The sequence below is a fragment of the Amycolatopsis suaedae genome (genome assembly GCF_004214935.1).
Taxonomy (GTDB): domain Bacteria; phylum Actinomycetota; class Actinomycetes; order Mycobacteriales; family Pseudonocardiaceae; genus Amycolatopsis; species Amycolatopsis suaedae.
On the sequence record NZ_SFCC01000018.1, the window covers coordinates 34289 to 51817 of the forward strand.

The 17529-nt window shown below is 72.5% G+C and carries 17 protein-coding genes; 7 read left to right on the forward strand and 10 right to left on the reverse strand.

Annotated elements, in window-relative coordinates; translation table 11 throughout:
• Positions 1-183: 183 nt before the first annotated feature.
• From EWH70_RS29865 to EWH70_RS29890, 6 genes are all read right to left on the reverse strand, one after another.
• Positions 184-3750: a BTAD domain-containing putative transcriptional regulator gene (locus EWH70_RS29865; protein WP_130478898.1), complete on the reverse strand. Its 3567-nt coding sequence runs from the start codon at positions 3748-3750 to the stop codon at positions 184-186.
• Entirely contained in the window at positions 3743-6004 is a 2262-nt protein-coding gene (locus tag EWH70_RS29870; RefSeq protein WP_165436472.1) for an ATP-binding protein, read from the reverse strand. The genes EWH70_RS29865 and EWH70_RS29870 overlap by 8 nt, the downstream gene beginning before the upstream one ends.
• Before the next feature lie 47 nt (positions 6005-6051).
• The gene (locus EWH70_RS29875; protein ID WP_130478900.1) at positions 6052-6813 is read right to left on the reverse strand and encodes a DeoR/GlpR family DNA-binding transcription regulator; all 762 of its coding nucleotides are present in this window, start codon (positions 6811-6813) and stop codon (positions 6052-6054) included.
• A gap of 102 nt (positions 6814-6915) precedes the next feature.
• Positions 6916-7680 carry a thioesterase II family protein gene (locus tag EWH70_RS29880; RefSeq protein WP_240687307.1) on the reverse strand — a complete coding sequence of 255 codons (765 nt, stop codon included), beginning with the start codon at positions 7678-7680 and terminating at the stop codon, positions 6916-6918.
• A 100-nt stretch (positions 7681-7780) separates the two neighbouring features.
• Positions 7781-9037, reverse strand: a complete 1257-nt coding sequence (locus tag EWH70_RS29885) for an RNA polymerase sigma factor (protein ID WP_130478901.1) — start codon at positions 9035-9037, stop codon at positions 7781-7783.
• 6 nt (positions 9038-9043) lie between these two features.
• The gene (locus EWH70_RS29890) at positions 9044-9463 is read right to left on the reverse strand and encodes a YciI family protein (RefSeq protein ID WP_130478902.1); all 420 of its coding nucleotides are present in this window, start codon (positions 9461-9463) and stop codon (positions 9044-9046) included.
• Positions 9464-9651: 188 nt separating this feature from the next.
• Between EWH70_RS29890 and EWH70_RS29895 the strand changes: the two genes are divergently transcribed.
• From EWH70_RS29895 to EWH70_RS29905, 3 genes are all read left to right on the forward strand, one after another.
• Entirely contained in the window at positions 9652-10254 is a 603-nt protein-coding gene (locus EWH70_RS29895) for a DUF2975 domain-containing protein (protein WP_130478903.1), read from the forward strand.
• Positions 10254-10466, forward strand: coding sequence for a helix-turn-helix domain-containing protein (locus EWH70_RS29900; protein WP_130478904.1), 213 nt, complete (start codon positions 10254-10256; stop codon positions 10464-10466). The genes EWH70_RS29895 and EWH70_RS29900 overlap by 1 nt, the downstream gene beginning before the upstream one ends.
• Before the next feature lie 119 nt (positions 10467-10585).
• Entirely contained in the window at positions 10586-10903 is a 318-nt protein-coding gene (locus EWH70_RS29905; protein WP_130478905.1) for a hypothetical protein, read from the forward strand.
• Positions 10904-10920: 17 nt separating this feature from the next.
• Here the strand turns inward: EWH70_RS29905 and EWH70_RS29910 are convergent, their stop codons facing one another.
• On the reverse strand, positions 10921-11487 hold the full coding sequence (locus EWH70_RS29910; protein ID WP_130478906.1) for a TetR family transcriptional regulator: 567 nt from the start codon (positions 11485-11487) through the stop codon (positions 10921-10923).
• A gap of 83 nt (positions 11488-11570) precedes the next feature.
• Between EWH70_RS29910 and bioB the strand changes: the two genes are divergently transcribed.
• Positions 11571-12623 (forward strand): biotin synthase BioB, encoded by a 1053-nt coding sequence (bioB, locus tag EWH70_RS29915; RefSeq protein WP_130478907.1) that lies wholly within the window; start codon positions 11571-11573, stop codon positions 12621-12623.
• Between the two features lie 3 nt (positions 12624-12626).
• Positions 12627-13940, forward strand: coding sequence for an adenosylmethionine--8-amino-7-oxononanoate transaminase (locus tag EWH70_RS29920; protein WP_130478908.1), 1314 nt, complete (start codon positions 12627-12629; stop codon positions 13938-13940).
• Here the strand turns inward: EWH70_RS29920 and EWH70_RS29925 are convergent.
• The 3 genes from EWH70_RS29925 to EWH70_RS29935 are packed head-to-tail and all read right to left on the reverse strand — an operon-like array spanning position 13853 to position 16160.
• Positions 13853-14833 carry a hypothetical protein gene (locus EWH70_RS29925; RefSeq protein ID WP_130478909.1) on the reverse strand — a complete coding sequence of 327 codons (981 nt, stop codon included), beginning with the start codon at positions 14831-14833 and terminating at the stop codon, positions 13853-13855. The genes EWH70_RS29920 and EWH70_RS29925 overlap by 88 nt on opposite strands.
• 45 nt (positions 14834-14878) lie before the next feature.
• Positions 14879-15325: a DUF4383 domain-containing protein gene (locus tag EWH70_RS29930; RefSeq protein WP_130478910.1), complete on the reverse strand. Its 447-nt coding sequence runs from the start codon at positions 15323-15325 to the stop codon at positions 14879-14881.
• Positions 15326-15356: 31 nt separating this feature from the next.
• A complete protein-coding gene (locus EWH70_RS29935) occupies positions 15357-16160 on the reverse strand; it encodes an SDR family NAD(P)-dependent oxidoreductase (RefSeq protein ID WP_130478911.1) in 804 nt (267 codons plus the stop codon).
• Positions 16161-16263: 103 nt separating this feature from the next.
• On the opposite strand from EWH70_RS29935, the gene EWH70_RS29940 reads away from it, so the two are divergent.
• Together EWH70_RS29940 and EWH70_RS29945 are read left to right on the forward strand one after the other, a co-directional pair.
• A complete protein-coding gene (locus EWH70_RS29940) occupies positions 16264-16923 on the forward strand; it encodes a HemK2/MTQ2 family protein methyltransferase (protein ID WP_130478912.1) in 660 nt (219 codons plus the stop codon).
• Positions 16895-17092 (forward strand): CDGSH iron-sulfur domain-containing protein, encoded by a 198-nt coding sequence (locus tag EWH70_RS29945; RefSeq protein ID WP_130478913.1) that lies wholly within the window; start codon positions 16895-16897, stop codon positions 17090-17092. Before EWH70_RS29940 ends, EWH70_RS29945 begins: the two co-directional genes overlap by 29 nt.
• Positions 17093-17529: the final 437 nt, after the last annotated feature.

Genomic DNA, 17529 nt, shown 5'->3' on the forward strand with positions numbered 1-17529 from the left:
GGTACTTGAACTCCCCCAATGTGGCATTGGGGGAGTTCGCCGGTGGCCGGGGTTGTCTCGTTCGTGGCGACCGGTGAGGCTGCCGAGCCTGCTGTGACCACTGAGGCTGCCGGGGCCGTGACACCGGGACCGCAAAGCTCGTAAAGGCCACCTTCATCACATGAGACGTAATGAAGGTGGCCTTCACGTGCTTCGGCGGCCCACGTGACCGGCCACGCCGGCGCGCGACGGGGTGCCCAGCTTGTCCAGCACCCTGGCGACGTGGGCCTGCACCGTGCGTCGCGGCAGCACCAGCTCACCGGCGATGTCCGGATTGGAGTGCCCGCCCGCCACCAGCGTCGCGATCCGCACCTCCAGCGGGGTGAGCGCCGCCCAGCCCTCCCCCTCGGCGTGCCGGACCCGGCCGCCCCAGCGGGACTGGACGCGCTCGACGTCCCACCGCGCGGTGAGGTCGGCGAAGATCTGCGCGGCCGTCGCGAACGCCGCGCCGGACAACGCGGTCCGGCCGTTGCCGCTGAGCAGCCCGCCCGCGTCCTCGGCGGCCAGCGCGAACTCCAGGCGACGGCCGGCGCGGCGGAAGTGCCGGGCGGCCCGCAGGACCGGCACCGGGTCACCGTCGATCAGCCCACGGCACCACAGCGTCGCCGCCCACGCCCGCGCGGGCGTGACCTCCTTGGCCGCCTCCTCCTCGCACACCACAAGCGCCCGGACAGCCGAGGACGGATCACCGGCGGCCATCGCCAGCCGGACGTAGCCGGGCAGCCACTGGTGCCGCAGCATCATCTGCGCGTAGGTCGGATCGAGCACGGGTTCCAGCAGGCGCAACGCCTCCAGCAGGTCGCCCCGTTGCTCGGCCACCAGCGACTGGGCGGCCAGCAGGAAGTCCAGGCTCTCCCGCTCCGACGTGCTCGCCGCGCCGTAGTCCTCGGCACGTTCCAGGTGCGCGGCCGCCTGCCCGGTTTCCCCCCGGCGCGCGGCGATCAGCGCGGCGACACCGTGCAGCAGCAGTGCCGCCGGACCGGGCTCACGCAGCCCGTTCAGGGTGATCACCGACGTCTCCTCGGTGACGGTGTCCAGCTCGGCCAGCGCCTGGTCCCACCGGCCGGTCCAGTAGTGGTGGACGGCGGCGGAGACCTGCAGTCCCGACGGCAGGTCGTGGGCGGCGGCGACGGCTCTCGCGCACTGCAGCGACTCCTCGGCCTCGTCGAGACGGTCCAGGTTCTGCAGCGTGAACATCCGGTTGTCCAGCAGGTCGACCCGCAGGCCGGCCAGTTCGGCGGAGTCCCGCGTGCGCGCCAGCGCGTTGTCGACGGCCGCCAGGGCTTCCTCGTGCCTGCGGTGCACCGAGTGCACGAGCCACAGCGACTGCCACGCGTGCGCGGACAGGTAGTCGTCGTCGCCCGCCAGCCGCAGTGCTTCCGTCGCCTGCCGCCGCATGCCGTCGAGATCGTCGAGACCACCCCTGCGGAAGTTGGCCAGCAGGTGCCGGTCGCGCACCCGCCACAGGTCAGGGACGTCCGGGTCGTCCTGCGCCGCGGTGATGACGGCGATGGCCTCGCCCGCCCGGCCGCGCCGGTACAGGCTCGCGGCCAGCACGTGCCGGGTCTCGGCGACGTGGTCGGGTTCGGTCGCGCGCTCCAGTGCCGCCCTGGCGGCCTCGACCGGCAGGCGGTCCAGCCGGAACAGCAACCTGACGTGGGCCAGTTCCAGCCGCTCCCGCCGCGGATCGTCCTGGCCGCACACCCGCAGCGCCCGCTCCAGCAGGTCCAGCGCGACCGCCGGGGCGCGGTTGGCCAGCGGGTCGTGCCACCGGGTCAGCCAGGTGACCAGCCAGTCGTCAGCGTCCCCGGACGCGGCGGCGAACTGCTCGGCGACCCGGAGCACCGGGGCGCCCGCATCGGCCAGCCGCCGCGCGGTCAGCCGGTGCAGTGCCGGCCGCTGATCCTCCGGGATGCTCTCGTACAGCGCCTGCCGCAGTGCCGGGTGGCGGAACGCGGGCTCGTCCGGGCCGTCCGCGATCACCCCGGCGGCCACGGCCTGCTCGAAGACCGGCACCAGTTCGGCCACGCCGAGCCCGGTGACGGCGGCGACGTCCCGCACGCCGAAGCCGACGCCGAGCAGCGCGGCCCGCCGCAGGACGTCCAGCGTCCGCTCGGGGAGCCCGGCCAGCCTGCGCCGCACGGCAGCCAGCACCGACGGCGGCGGGTCGAACTCCACCGACTCCGGCAGGTCGACGACGGCGCCGCGGCGGACCAGGCCGTGGGACCGGACCAGGCTGGCCACCATCTCGGCGACGAACAGCGGACTGCCGTCGGCCCGGGCGACCAGCCCGGCGAGCCTGCGCCCGGGTGCGCCACCGGCCGCCAGCCGAACCAGGTCCGCGACCTCGGACTCCGGCAGCGGGCCCAGCAGCACCACCTCGCCGTCGTGGTCGTCGACGCCCCGCCGCAGGCGCGCGTGCCGGTCGTCGCCGGGCAGCGGGCGGGTGGCCGCGACCAGCAGCAGCGGAAGCTGCCTCGCCGCGGCACACAGCCTGCGCCACAGTTCCAGGCTCGCCTCGTCCGCATGGTGCAGGTCGTCGGTGACCACGACGAGCGGACCCCGCTGGCACTGCCGGTCGACCAGCGCGAGCAGCCGGTCGGCGACCGTCGCGGGATCGGCGCCGGTGTCGAGGGCGAAGCAGTCGAGGAACACCTGCAGCGGGAACCCGCGCCTGCGCTCGTCGGCGACGCCCCAGGCGATCTGGCAGCCGCGGTGGCCGGCGTCGGCGAACGCCTCGATCAGCAGTTCGGACTTGCCGATGCCCGGTTCACCCTCGATCCACACGGCCCGTCCCCTGCCGGCGGCCACCTCGCCGACGACCTCCCGCAGGCGGTCGACCTGGGCGGCTCTGCCGACGAACGCCCGGCCAGGCCTGCCGAGGGCGTTGGCCACCGAGCCGGGCAGGACGGACAGCGGGGCTTCGGTGTCCGCGGGACGCCCGTCCAGTGCCGGGTCCCGCGCGACGACGCGTTCCCGCAGCCGGCGCAGGCGTGGCCCGGGCCGCACGCCGAGCTCACGGTCGAGGGTGCGCCGCACGTCGGCGAACACCTCCAGCGCGTCGGCCTGCCTGCCCGCCCGGTACAGCGCGAGCATCAGCGGCTCGCGGAGTTGTTCGCGCAGCGGGTACTCGCGGACCAGGCCGGTCAGCTCGGCGACGACCTCCGCGTGCCCGCCGCCCGCCAGCACGGCGGCGGCCCAGTTCTCCACCGCGGTCAGCCGCAGTTCGGTGAGCCGGGTGCGGTTGCCCTCGGCGAACGAACCCGCGACACCCGCGAGCGGCTCGCCCCGCCACAGGTCGAGTGCGGCACGCAGGGTCGCGGCGGCCTCGCGGTGGTCACCGGCCTCGTGCCTGCCGCGCCCGCGTTCGCAAGCGCGTTCGAACACCGCCACGTCGAGCGCGTCCTCGTCCAGCCGCAGCACGTACCCGGCCGGGGTGGTCGCCAGCGGTGAGTCGGCGCCGCGCCTGCGCCCCGGATCCAGTGCACGGCGCAGCCCCGAGACGTAGGTGTGCAGGGTGGCAGCGGCGCCGCGGGGCGGGGTGTCCTCCCACAGCGCGGCGACCAGCTCGTCGTGCGGCACCGGACGGCCGGGGCGCAGCGCCAGCACGGTGAACAGCCCGGTCGGCCGGGGCGAGCCGAGGCTGACCGGCTGGTCACCCCGCCAGACCCGCGGCGGTCCGAGCAGCTCGACCCGCAGGGCGTCAGGCACCGGCGGCCTCCCCGTACGGCGCGAGCCGTCGCGTGGCACGGCGGACGTCCCAGGCCGCGCCCAGCCGGGTGTACCGGTCGAGCGCCGCGTGCAGTGCCGCGCGGGCCTGTGCCCGCAGGCCGCGTGCGGCCAGCAGCTCGGCGGCGTCCTCCCTGGCGAACGCCTCCTCCAGCCGGTGCCCGAATCCGGCGTGGGCTTCCGCCGCGGCCAGCACGGTTCCCGGGTCGCCGTCGGCGAGGCCCCTGCAGTGCAGTGCGACGGGCGTGTGCCCGCTGCTCTCGGCGACGCCGAGTGCCCGGCTCACCAGCTCCGGCCTGCCGCCCGCCCGCGCCAGCCGCACCAGCATGGGCAGCCAGTGGTGGGCCGACGCGCCCAGCGGGCGCTGCTCGATCAGCAACGCCAGCACGTCGGCAGCCTCCTGCGGGCGGCCCGCCTGCTCGGCGAGCTGCGCGGTGGCCGCCAGCAGCAGGTCGTCGGTGTCGGCGGGCCCCGGTGTCTCGGTGGCCGACCGCAGCTGCTCGCGGGCCTCCTCCGGCCTGCCCTGGTGGCCGCGGACCAGCGCGGTGAGCGCCCGCACGGCACCGGCCGGCAGCCCGGCCCAGTCGCCACTCCAGTAGTCCCGCAGCGCGTCGCTGAGCCCGTGCCCGGCGCCGCCGCCCGCTTCACCGTCCAAACCGGACTCCACTTCGGACAGTGCGGAACGCAGCCGGAGCCGGACGTCCGCGTCGAGCAGGCCGTCGGCCAGCACGTCCCGCAGCAGGCGGACGGCCAGCGCCGGGCTGGCGGCGAGCACGTCGTCGAGGTTGTCCTGCAGCCACCGCGACACCCAGCGGTCGACCTCACGTGCGGCGGCGAGCTGCCCGGCCACCCTGACCACCGGTGCCCCGGACTCGGCCAGCGCCTGCGCGAGCTGGCGGTGCGACGGTCCACGCAACGCGGCCGGGGTCCGCTCGTAGCAGGCCTGGTAGACGACGGGGTGCCGGAACGCGACCTGCCCGCCGCGTTCGATGATCACCCCGGCGAGCCGGGCGTGGTCGACGTGCCCGCGCAGCACGGCCGGTTCCAGCCCGGTGGCGGCGAGCAGCTCGTCGAACCCGAACTCCTGGCCGAGCAACGCCCCGCGGGCCAGGGTGTCCCTGGCCGCCGCCGGGAGGAAGTCCAGCTCGCCCGCGATCCGCCGGGCCGGTGCGGGTACCGCGACCGGGACGTCGTCGCTGAGCCTGGCCTCGCCACCGCATACGGTGACCCAGCCGCGCTCGGCCGCCTCGCGCAGGATCCGGTCGACGTAACGCGGGTTGCCGCCGCCGTGGTCGATCAGCAGCTGCAGCCGGTAGTCCGGCTCGGCACCGAACCGGTCGACGGCGAGCCGCGCCGACTCCGCGCCGGACAGCGGCCCGAGCTGGAGCTGCTCCGCGCCGTCTGCGGGCCAGGGCGACCGCGCGGCACCGAGGGCCAGGACTCCGGCGTCCCCGCCGGCCAGCCGCCGCCAGCGGTCCAGGGTCCGCTCCCCCGCCCGCTGCAGGTCGTCGGCGATCACCAGGACCGGGCCGTCCGGCGCGGCCACCGCGTCGATCGTCGTCACCCGCACACCGCGGTCCCGTGCCATCGCCGCGGCCTCGGCGAGCAGGCTGGACTTGCCGCTGCCGGGTTCGCCGGTGACCACGACCGCGCCGCCCTCGCCCTGTTCCAGCCGGGTGAGCCGGTGCCGCAGCCCGGCCAGTTCCGCCCGGCGGCCTGCCAGTGGCCGCCTGCGCGGGGCGCGGATCCGTGCGGTGGCCCGCAACCGGTCCCGGCGTTCGAGGCAGAGCCGCCGCAGCTCGGCCAGCCGGGCCCGCTGCGCCTCGGCGAACGGGCCGGGCAGGCCGTCCAGCGGCTCGCCCCGCCACAGCGACAGTGCCGCGTCCAGCAGGCCGGCCGCCTGCTCGGGCGGGGCCTGCTCGGCACGCTGACGCAGGCTGTCGAACAGCCACAGGTCGACGGCGTCGCCCGGCAGCCGCAGCGTGTAGCCGGCGCCGGTGGAGGCCAGGATGTCCCTGCCGGTCCGGCCGGGCACGGCGGCGAACGCGCGGCGCAGCGACGAGACGTAGGTGTGGACGCTGCCGGTGGCGCTGACCGGCGGCTCGTCGCCCCACAGCGCGTCGATCAGCTCGTCCCGGGACACCACCTGGTCCCGGGTGGCGGCCAGGATCGCCAGCACCGTGCGCCGGTGTGCCGATCCCAGCGGCAGGTCCCGGCCGCCGACGGCTGCCGTCACCGGACCCAGCAGGCGGATCCGGAGAACGGGCGCGTCGGTCTCGTCGCTCAGGCCAGCACCACCGTCGGTCCCGCGTCGCCGATCTCGGCGGCGACGGTCGTGTCGATGCCGTCGTCGGTGATGAACGTGTCGATGTCGCGCAGCGTGGCGAACTTGGCGAAGTAGTCGTTGCCGACCTTGGTGTGGTCGGCCAGCAGCACCGTGCGCCGCGCCGCCGAGACGGCTGCCCGTTTGACCATCGCCTCGGCGAGGTCGGGCGTGGTGAGGCCGCGCTCCAGGGACACCCCGTTCGTCGCCATGAACGCGACCTCGACGTAGGTGTCCTGCAGTACCTGCAGTGCCCACGCGTCCACGGAAGCCAGGGTACGGCTGCGCAGCCGCCCGCCCACCAGCATCACCGTCAGGTTGGGCCGCGAGGACAGGGACAGCGCGATGTTGACCGAATGGGTCACCACGGTCAGGTCGCGGTCGCTGGGCAGCGCGTCGGCCAGGCGCGCGGTGGTGGTCCCGGCGTCCAGCAGGATCGTGCCCTCGGAGGGCAGCTGGGTCAGCGCGGCCTTGGCGATCCGCTCCTTCTCGGTGTTCATCACCGCCTCCCGCGCGGCGATCGCTGGTTCGAAACCCAGCCGCTCCACCGGGATGGCGCCACCGTGCACGCGGCGAACCACTCCGCGCCGCTCCAGCACCGTCAGGTCACGCCGGATGGTCTCGGTGGTGACCGCGAAACTCGCCGCCAGCGCTCCCACGTCCACCCGCCCCTGTGAGCGCGCGCGATCGAGGATCACCTGCTGACGTTCCTCCGCGTACATCAACCACCGCCCTGGGGGTCCGCGCCGGGTCTTGTGAGTTTGTGTGGCTTGCGGATGCGATTACAACAGATTCTATGGGTATACGGAACCTTGACAACATTCTCAGCGGCGCAGGGCCGCCAGCTCCGCGGCGATCTCACGGTTGACCGCGTCCTGCTGCCCGGTCAGGTAGAAGTGCCCGCCGGGGAACTCCTCCAGCCGGTACTCACCGGTGGTGTGCCTGCGCCAGCGCGCGGCCTCGGCCAGCGGCGTACGCGGGTCGGCCGAGCCCACCAGCACGGTGACCGGGCAGGCAACGGTGACGTCCTCGGCACAGGTGTAGGTCTCGATCGCGCGGTAGTCGCTGCGGATCGCGGGCAGCGTCATCCGCAGGATCTCGTCGTCGCCGAGCCTGGTGAGGTCGGTTCCGTTGAGCGAGCGCAGTTCGGCGACGATGCCGTCGTCGTCGCGCTGGTGGACGTTCTCGCGCAGCGGCGAGGACGGCCCGCGCCTGCCCGAGGCGATGAGCCGCACCGCGTCCCCGGTGCCGTCCCGTTCCATCCTGCGGACGACCTCGAACCCGATCACCGCACCCATGCTGTGACCGAAGAGGACGGTCGGCAGGGCGGGCTCGGGCGCCAGCACCGCGTGCACGAGGTCGGCGTACTCCTCGATCGACGCCGGACACGGCTCGTGGCGCCGGTCCTGCCTGCCCGGATACTGCAGCACCACGACGTCCGCGGCACCGCTGTGGGCGAGCGCGACCGGGTAGTAGAAGCTGGCCGAGCCGCCGGCATGCGGCAGGCAGACCAGCCGGACCGGCGCGTCGCCGGTGGGCCGGTACCGGCGAATCCACTTGTCCGCCTGGATGTCCCGCACGGTGGTCACGACAACTCCTCCTCGGCAGGGCCGGTGGCTGGGCCCCCAGTAGACCCGGCGCAGTCCAGGGAAAACCGCAGTAGCGGATAGTCCCGTCCAATCCTTGACATCACAGCCGGGCCAGCTTGCGTTGCAGCACCGAGCGTTCCCGCTCGTTGCGGCACAGCTCCAGTGCCCGCTCCAGCTCCGTCCTTGCCTCGTCCGGCCTGCCGAGCCGGGTGAGCAGCTCGCCGCGCACGGTGGGCAGCAGGTGCGACCCGGCGAACGCCTTGGCGCCGGCCAGGCCGTCCACGATCGGCAGTGCCGCCGCCGGTCCGCTGGCCATGGACACCGCCACCGCCCGGTTCAGGTCGACCACCGGCGACGGCGTGAGCCGCCCCAGCGCCTCGTAGAGGATCACCACCCGGTCCCAGTCGGTCTCCTCGACCGAGGCGGCGACGGCATGGCACTCGGCGATCGCGGCCTGCAGGCCGTAGGCGCCCAGTCCCCGCCCGGCGGCTTCCGCCCTGGCCAGTGCCGCCCGGCCGCGGCCGATCGCCGACCGGTCCCAGCGACGGCGGTCCTGGTCCTCCAGCAGCACCGGCTCGCCGTCCGGCCCGGTGCGCGCGGGGAAGCGCGCGGCGGTCAGTTCGAGCAGCGCCAGCAGGCCGTGCGTCTCGGGTTCGTCCGGCATCAGCCGGGACAGCACCCTGGCCAGCCGCGCCGCCTCACCGGCGAGGTCGAAGCGGATCAGCTGGTCACCGGAACTGGCCGACGAACCCTCGGTGAAGATCAGGTAGACGACGTTGAGCACCGAGCCGAGCCGTTCGGTCCGCTCCTGCGCCGACGGCGCCTCGAACGGCACCTTCGCCGCCGCGAGCGTCTTCTTGGCCCTGGTGATCCGGGCCTGGACGGTCGCGGTCGGCACGAGGAACGCGGTGGCGATCTCGTCGCTGGTCAGGCCGCCGACCACGCGCAGGGTCAGCGCCACCCGCGCCTCCCGCGCCAGCACCGGGTGACAGGAGATGAACATCAGCGCGAGGACGTCGTCGTCGATCTGGTCGGGGTCCCACAACACGTCGTCCCCCTCCCCCGGCGCGCCGCCCTCGCCCAGGTCGCGGGCGAGGGCGGCGTACCGGTCGTCGAGTGCCGACCGCCGGCGGAAGCCGTCGATCGCGCGGCGCCTGCCGACGGTGAGCAGCCACCCCGCCGGGTTGCGGGGCACGCCCTCCCTCGGCCAGTTCACGAGTGCCTCGGCCAGTGCCTCCTGGGCGAGGTCCTCGGCCAGCGCGAAGTCGCCGGTGTAGCGCGCGAGCGCACCGACGATCCGCGCGGACTCGATCCGCCAGACGGCGGCGACGGCCTCCCGGCCGGTCGGGTCAGCCATGTCCACTCAGAGCTGGTTGGTTGCCTTGCGCCAGGCCAGCTCCTTCTGGACCCACTCGTTGTCCTGCGGGAACTCGTCGATGGTGGTCACCCTGCGGATCTCGGTCTTGAAGCCGGGCCCGGTGAGCGGGGTGCGCTTGGCCCACTCGACGGCCTCCTCGATGGAGTCGAGCCGGAGGATGTAGAACCCGGCGAACAGCTCCTTGGTCTCCCCGTACGGGCCGTCGGTCACGATCGGCGTCTCCGACGAGTGGTCCACCACGACCCCCTCCGAGGCGTCGGCCAGCCCTTCGGCCGCCACCAGGACACCGGCCTTGATCAGCTCCTCGTTGAACCGGCCGACCGTCGCCAGCATCTCGTCGAAGTCGACGTCGCCCATCTGCTCGAACGCCTCGTCGGTGGCACGCCAGATCAGCATGTACTTCATGACACTCTCTCCCTGAGTGGTCCGGGGCCCCACCTCGGGGCCCTGCAACGCGCCTAGGTCGAACGGGCAGCACACCGGATCGACACACCCGCCGAACTTTTTTCCGGCCGAAGCCTATGCGATCACCCGCCACCCGCAGCGTATCGTTTAACGATATTATCGAAATTCGATAGGATCGAGGTGTGCCGATGACCTGGAACCCGCTCAGGCTGCTGACGACGATGACCACGGTGGCGACGTGGTTGATCGGCGTCGGCGCACTGGCCGTGCTGATCGCGAACCTGCTGGCGGCGGGCTGGCTGCCGGGCGGCGGTGGCGGCCCCGGCTGCGTCGGCACCGGCGGCTACCACGGACCGCTCCAGGACGGCGCACGGCTGACGGCTGGCGGTGACAGCGTCTGCGTCGACTCCCCCGGCGTGACCCAGCGGCTGGCCGACGTCGGCGACCAGCTGCCACCCGTCCTGTTCATGTTCGGCGCGGTCTGGCTGGCGTTGCGGTTCCTGCGCACGGCGGCACAGGACGGCCCCTACGACGCCACCATTCCGGGAAAGCTGACGACGCTGGGCTGGTTCCTGCTGGCAGGCGGACCGTCCGCCATGCTGCTGGCCGCGGTGGCGAGCGCCGCCCTGCGGGCGGACCTGCTCGCGGACGCACCGGCCTCCGGCTGGCTGGGCCAGTGGTGGTCGACGATGCCGTGGTGGTCGGTAGTCGCGGGCCTGACCGCCCTGCTGTTCGCGCACATCCTGCGTATCGGCGTGCGGATGCGTGAGGACCTGGAGGGCACCATCTGATGCCCGCGGTGATCACCGTGCACCTGGACGAACTGCTGGCTGCGCGGAACATGACGCTGGCACAGCTGGCACGCGAGGTCGACATCACCGTGGTCAACCTGTCGGTGCTCAAGAACGGCAGAGCGAAGGCCATCCGGTTCTCCACGCTCGCCCGGCTGTGCGCGGCCCTCGGCTGCCAGCCGGGTGACATCCTTCGGTGGCAACCGGACTGACATTGTCCGGATCGTGTCCTCCACCCGGCCCCTTACTCGGAACAGTGAAAGTCTGGTAAGACATTCGAGGGCGTTATTTCCCCATTCCGCACTTTCATCCTACGAATCGAGAGAGGCCCATGGACACCCCTGCCAGAACGCCGACCCAGACCCTCAGAACCTGGTTGGCCGACAAGTACGGTGACCCCTTGTCGAATATTCCTGACGGGATCGTGTTGTCCTTGATGACGGTGGCCGCCTGCGAGCGTGGCGTGCACGTTCCCGACGACATCATCTCCGCGTGGAGCAGCGAACTCGTCCTGGCGCGGCGAACGGTGCAGAAGGCTGAGCTCGCGTTCATCGATTACACGATGGCGAACAACTGGGACAGGGAGACGGTGGCCCGCCGGCTCCAGTTACAAGACAGTGGCGAGTTTCACACGGAACATCTCATTTAGTTGAACATTCGAATTGACTAATCAGTGCGCAATTGCGCGCGATGCCGGGCCCCGTCCAGCACGAGTGCGAGACCGTCGGCGAACTCCCGGTCGAAGTCCCGGCCGGACGGCCCGGCGGCGCCGAGCCGCTCCATCTGCGCACGGGTTTGCTGTTCGATGGTCAGCCCGATGACCAGTTGCCAGATCGCCGTCCGCACCGCGCCGGCGTCCCGCTCGGACAGCCCGCCCCGGCGGGCGGCCTCGACGAGGTAGCCACCGATCGCCGCGGTGGACAGCCCGCCGGCCTGGCCGGCCGACACCAGCTCGGCGCCGTCGGTGACCGCGAGCAGCGCGGCACGCAGGTCACCGGCGAGCCGTTCCAGCTGGCGGTCCCACCGCGTGCGCGACGAGCGGGGCGTCACCCCGGCGAGCACCAGATCGGCCAGCGCCGTGAGCAGGGCCTGCTTGTTCGCGAAGTGCCAGTAGAGCGCGCTCGGCTGGACGTCCAGCTCGGCGGCCACCCGCCGCATCGACAGGTCGGCGAGACCGTACCGCCGGAGAATCCCCAGAGCCGTGCTGAGCACGTCGTCGCGACTGTTGGCCACCCGCACACCCTATGCCGCCGGGCTCGGTATCCGAGGTACCCTGAACACCATTCAGGTGAACACCATTCAGGAGAGGTGACCGGATGCAGCTCGCTGAACTGGGAGAACGCGCCAGCCGGGGTGAGTCGATTACCCGCGAGGAGGCGCTCGCGGTGCTGACGACGACCGACGACCAGCTCCTCGACGTGGTGGCGGCCGCGTCGAAGCCCCGCTTCGCCTTCTTCGGCAACCGGGTACGGGTCAACTTCCTGGTCAACCTCAAGAGCGGGCTGTGCCCCGAGGACTGCTTCTACTGCTCGCAGCGGCTGGGGTCCGGCGCGGAGATCCTGAAGTACTCGTGGCTGCCGCCGGAGGAGGCCGTGGCCAGCGCCAAGGCCGGGATCGCGGCCGGCGCGCAACGCGTGTGCCTGGTCGCCAGCGGCACCGGGCCAAGCAACCGCGAGGTCGGCAAGATCCGTGAGATCACCGAGGCCATCAAGGCCGACCACCCGGGCGTCGAGATCTGCGCCTGCGCGGGATTCCTCAAGGACGGTCAGGCCGAGGCCCTCGCCGAGTCCGGTGTGGACGCCTACAACCACAACCTCAACACCGCGAGCTCGCACTACGCCAACATCTGCACCACGCACACCTACGACGACCGGGTGGACACCGTCGACCGGGCGCGGGATTCCGGCCTCTCCCCGTGTTCCGGCTTCATCGCCGGCATGGGCGAGACACCCGAGCAGCTGGTGGACCTGGCGTTCGCCCTGCGTGAGCTGAACGCGGACTCCATCCCGGTCAACTTCCTGCTGCCGTTCGACGGGACCCCGCTGAAGGGCACGAACAACCTCACCGCACACGACTGCCTGCGCATTCTGGCCATGGTGCGGCTGGTGAACCCGCGCAGCGAGGTCCGGATCGCCGCCGGGCGCGAGCTGCACCTGCGCAGCATGCAGGTCCTCGGCCTGCACATCGCCAACTCGATCTTCCTCGGCGACTACCTCACCAGCGAGGGCCAGCCGGGCAAGGCCGACCTCGACATGATCGCCGACGCGGGCATGGTCCTGGAGGGCATGAAGGACGCCGAGCCGGTCAAGCCCACGGACGTGACCATCCGGCGGCGCGGCGCCGGAACCGCGGCCCTGCCCAACACCTGAGCCATGCTCACCACGGAACTGGCCACCACCCGGCTGCTGGAGCTGGACCGGCAGCACGTGTGGCATCCCTACGGCCCGATGCCCGGCACCACCCCGCCGCTGCTGGTCGAGTCGGCGTCCGGGGTCCGGTTGCGGCTGGCCGAGCCGGTCGCCGGGCAGCACGAGCTGATCGACGGCATGGCGTCCTGGTGGGCGGCCATCCACGGCTACCGGCACCCGGTGATCGACGCCGCGGTCCGCGACCAGCTGGACCGGATGAGCCACGTGATGTTCGGCGGCCTGACCCATGAGCCGGCCATCCGGCTGGCCCGCACGCTCGTCGACATCACCCCGGAGCCGCTGCGGCACGTGTTCCTCGCCGACTCCGGCTCGGTGTCGGTCGAGGTGGCGATGAAGATGTGCCTGCAGTACTGGCAGTCCCGCGGCCGTCCGGGCAAGCGGCGGCTGATGACCTGGCGCGGCGGCTACCACGGCGACACCTGGCATCCCATGTCCGTCTGCGATCCCGACGGCGGCATGCACCACCTGTGGCGGGGCGCGCTGGCGCGGCAGGTGTTCGCCGACGCTCCGCCGCGCGAGTACGACCCCGGCTACGTGGATCACCTGGACGAGCTGCTCACCCGGCACGCGGGCGAGCTGGCCGCGGTCATCGTCGAGCCGGTCGTGCAGAACGCGGGCGGCATGCGGTTCTACCCGCCGGAGTACCTGCGTGCCCTGCGCGAGCTGACCAGGGCACACGACGTGCTGCTGATCTTCGACGAGATCGCCACCGGGTTCGGCCGGACCGGGACGCTGTTCGGGGCCGACCGGGCCGGGGTCAGCCCGGACGTGATGTGCCTGGGCAAGGCACTGACCGGTGGCTACCTGACGATGGCGGCGACGCTGTGCACCGGGGAGATCGCCGCGGGCATCTCCGCCGGTGAGGTGCCTGTACTCGCGCACGGGCCGACGTTCATGGGCAACCCGCTGGCCGCGGCCGCCGCGAACGCCTCGCTCGGCCTGCTGCTCGACGGTGACTGGCGCGGCGACGTCGCCCGCGTGCAGTCCAGGCTGACCGAGGGCCTGGGGCAGGCCCGCGGCCTGCCCGGGGTGCGGGACGTGCGTGTGCTCGGCGCCATCGGCGTGATCCAGCTCGACCACCAGGTGGACACGGCGGCCGCGAGCCGGGCGGCCGTGGAGCACGGCGTCTGGCTGCGGCCCTTCCGCGACCTCGTCTACACCATGCCGCCCTACGTCACCGGCGACGACGACCTCGTCCGCATCGCCTCGGCGGCCGTCGCCGCGGCGGTGTCGAGTGCGGCGGCCAGCTCGTCGTAGGTCGGTGCCAGCCTGCGCAGGATCGCGGCCACCGTGGCACCGTCGCGGGTGACCAGCGGATACTGCAGCGACCCGACCAGCCGGGCCTGCGTCCCGGCGACGCGGGCGGCGTCGTCGAGACCGGCCCGGCTCAGGCAGGTGGCCGCGTCGGCGAGCCTGCGGGTCCCGACCCGGACCGCGAACGCCACCAGGTGCTCGCGGACCTCGGCGAAGTCCTCCCTGCCCTCGGCCAGCTTCGCCAGCCCCTCGGCGGCCGCGCCGTTGCCGGCGCTGTCCGGCGGCATGTCCGTGCCCGCCGTCATGGACAGCCAGCGCCGCGCGGCGGGCAGCGCCGCCCGGATGGCGTCCACCTCGGCGACCTCGCGCACCCTGCGGAAACCGGTCCGCATCGTGTAGGCGGTGCCGTAGGTCAGTGAATCCGCCGCCCAGGCGGCCGTGAACAGCGGTGTCGGCAGCTCGGCGTAGGGGTAGCCCTGCGGGTCGTGCAGCACGACCCGCTCGTCGTCGGCATCGAGTACGACGACGTAGTGGTCGGCGCCGATCGGGCCGGTCATCTTCGGCTGGTGCCGCAGGTGGCCCATCTCCACCGGCCCGGCCCAGACCGGGCCGTCCGCGAGCGCGGCCCGCAGCCGGTCCATCGCGTCGGCGGCGGACGCGCCGTGAGTCACCGTGCTGGTCCAGCCGAGGATCCGCTGGGCCTCGTCGAACCCGGCCTCCGGCACCCAGCCGTAGGGGTCGAAGAACGGCAGCGTGCCACCGACCAGCTGCATGCCGAACGGACTGCCGGTGGCGAACTCGATCACGGCGGTCGACGGCGCGTGGTCGCCGAACATCATGGCGAACGAGTTGGCGTAGCAGTACGGGCCGGATCCGGTGTAGGGAAAGTGGTTCATGCCTGCCACCGTGCGACCTCACACGGTGGCAGGGTCAAGAACCGCTCAGGCGGTGGTGCGGCGGCCCATCATGCCGGGCAGCAGTCCCAGTGCCACCATGCCGACGCCGAGGCCGAGGTGCAGCCAGTTGTCCGCAGCGTTCATCGGGACGAAGTTGGCGGCGGTGTCGTGGCCGACGACCATGCCGTACAGCCACAGCACCAGGTAGATCACCCCGCCGCCGACGAGGAACGACCGCGCCCCGCCTGCCGTGCGGGCCATGGCCAGCCCGGCGACACCGAACAGCAGGTGCACGATGTTGTGCAGAATGGACACCTGGAACACGCCCAGCAGCAATGCCTGCGAGTCGTGCCCGGCGAACGTCATGGTGTCGTAGTTGGTGGTGACCCCGGGGATGAACCCGGCGATGCCGACGAGCAGGAACACCACCCCCACGGTCATCGCGATCGGCTGGAGCACCGACCTGTTCGCGGTCGCCTGTGGATGAGCCATCTGTCTGTCTCCTTTCCGTTGGCCGGCGGGCTCACCGCGAGCCGCTACCGGGTTCGGCCATCCGCCGCTGCTGCCTGGCCTTGGCCTGGTCGGGCAGTAGCCGTCCGGCTGCCTCCTGCAGCACGTTGCCCGCCGAACCGGCGACGACCTTGTCCTTGCCCTCCATGAGGGCGCGGTAGGCCTCCGTCGCCACGTCGGCGGGGTCGTCCTTGTCGCCGGTGGCGACCTTGGTGTCCCGCATGCCTGCCCGGTCGAAGAACTCGGTGTCGGTCGGGCCGGGCAGCAGCGCGGTCACCGTGACGCCGTGCTCGGCCAGCTCCTCGCGCAGCGCACCGGCGAACGAGGTGAGAAACGCCTTGGAGGCCGCGTAGGTGGCGTAGAACGGGCCGGGTGAGGCGCCCGCGATCGACGAGGTGAACAGCACGCGTCCCGCGCCCAGCCGCACCATGGCGGGTACGAGACGTTTGGTCAGGTGCACCGCCGAGGTGACGTTGAGGTTCACCACGCGGAGCTGGTCCTCCAGCGTCGTCTCGTCGCCGGCGAACGCGCCGGCCGTGGCCACGCCGGCGTTGACGATCAGCGAGTCGACCGGCCGTCCCGCCGCCGTGACCTCCTCAACCAGGTGTTCGACGCCGTCGTACCCGGCCAGGTCGGCACGCACCGCGCGGACGGCGACCCCGGCGCCGCGCAGCCCGTCGGCCGCGACCTCGATGCCCTCGTCCTCGGCCGCGATCAGCAGGTCGAAGCCGTTGCGGGCGAAGGTCGCGGCCAGTTCGAGCCCGATCCCGCTGGACGCGCCGGTGACCACGGCCAGCGGCCTCTCCGCGGTTGTCATGGGGATCCTTCCCTGTGTCGGTTACCAGTGACCCCCGGTTACCCACCCGGTACGCGGGCAACCATCTACGTTTGCCCGGCCTTCGCTGAGGTACAGGGTGCTCATGTGGTTGCTGAGACTGCCGGGTGTCTACCGGCCCCAGGCCGATACCCGGTTGCTCACCGGCGCGCTGCGCCAGGCGTGTGTCTCACCCGGCGGCCGGGTGCTCGACCTGTGTACCGGTTCCGGTGCCGTCGCACTGGCTGCGGCCAGGGCAGGCGCCCGCGAGGTGGTGGCCGTCGACCACTGCCGCCGTGCGGTGTGGAGCGCGGCGGTCAACGCGGCGATACGTGGCCTGCCCGTTCGCGCCCGTAGGGGTGACCTGCTCGAAGCTGTCCCGGATGGACGGTTCGACCTGGTGCTGGCCAACCCGCCGTACGTCCCCTGCCCGCCGGAACCCGGCCCGCGGCGCGGGCAGGCGTGGGACGCGGGTCCGGACGGCCGGCTGTTCCTCGATCCGCTGTGCAGCGGGCTGTCCCGGATGCTGACGCAGCGGGGAACCGCGCTGATCGTGCACTCCGCACTGTCCACACCGGAACGTTCGATCCGGCAGCTGCGCGACTCAGGACTGAAGGCCAGCGTGGTCGCGCGGGCGTTCGTCCCGTTCGGGCCGGTCAACCGGAGCCGGGTGTCCTATCTGGAAGAGGCCGGGTACTCCCTGCCCGGCCAGCGAACCGAGGAGCTGGTGGTGATCCGTGCCGACCGGACCGAACGAACCCCGTAGGCTGCGGCTGACCCGGGAGGGCCCGATCCTCGTCGAGGGGCCGGTCGAGGTGACGGCGCCGGAAGGCACGACCGTGCGCTGTGACCGGTTCCAGGTCGCGTTGTGCGGCTGCCGCCGGAGTAAGCGTTACCCGCTCTGCGACACCAGCCACCGCCGCCGGACCCAGTGACCCGCAGGGCCCCGGCGAAGTCGGGAGTCGTAGTCGTGGGCGATTGCCGTGAGGGCCCCCTTCACGGCATCAGACGCCACCACATCCGCCCTCACCCCGGCACACCAGCCACCACGAACGAGACAACCCACCTAGCACCAGAGCACGTGAAGGCCACCTTCACCACGTCACACGTAATGAAGGTGGCCTTCACAAGCTTGACCCCACGCGGGGCGACCGGCGCCACGGGAGAACCGGCGTCCACATCGTGAGTTCTGCGTTCCGGCCCGCGAGTTCTGCGTTCAGGGCCACCCACCTGGCCCTGCCGCATCGGTCCGTTCACCGGCACCATCGTGCTCGGCGTGAGTCCTGGTGATCAGGCTGATCGGCCCGCGTCGTCACTCTCCTTTGTGGACGGTGGAGCGGTTGTGCCGCTCACCCCGCTCGAGGCGTGGCTC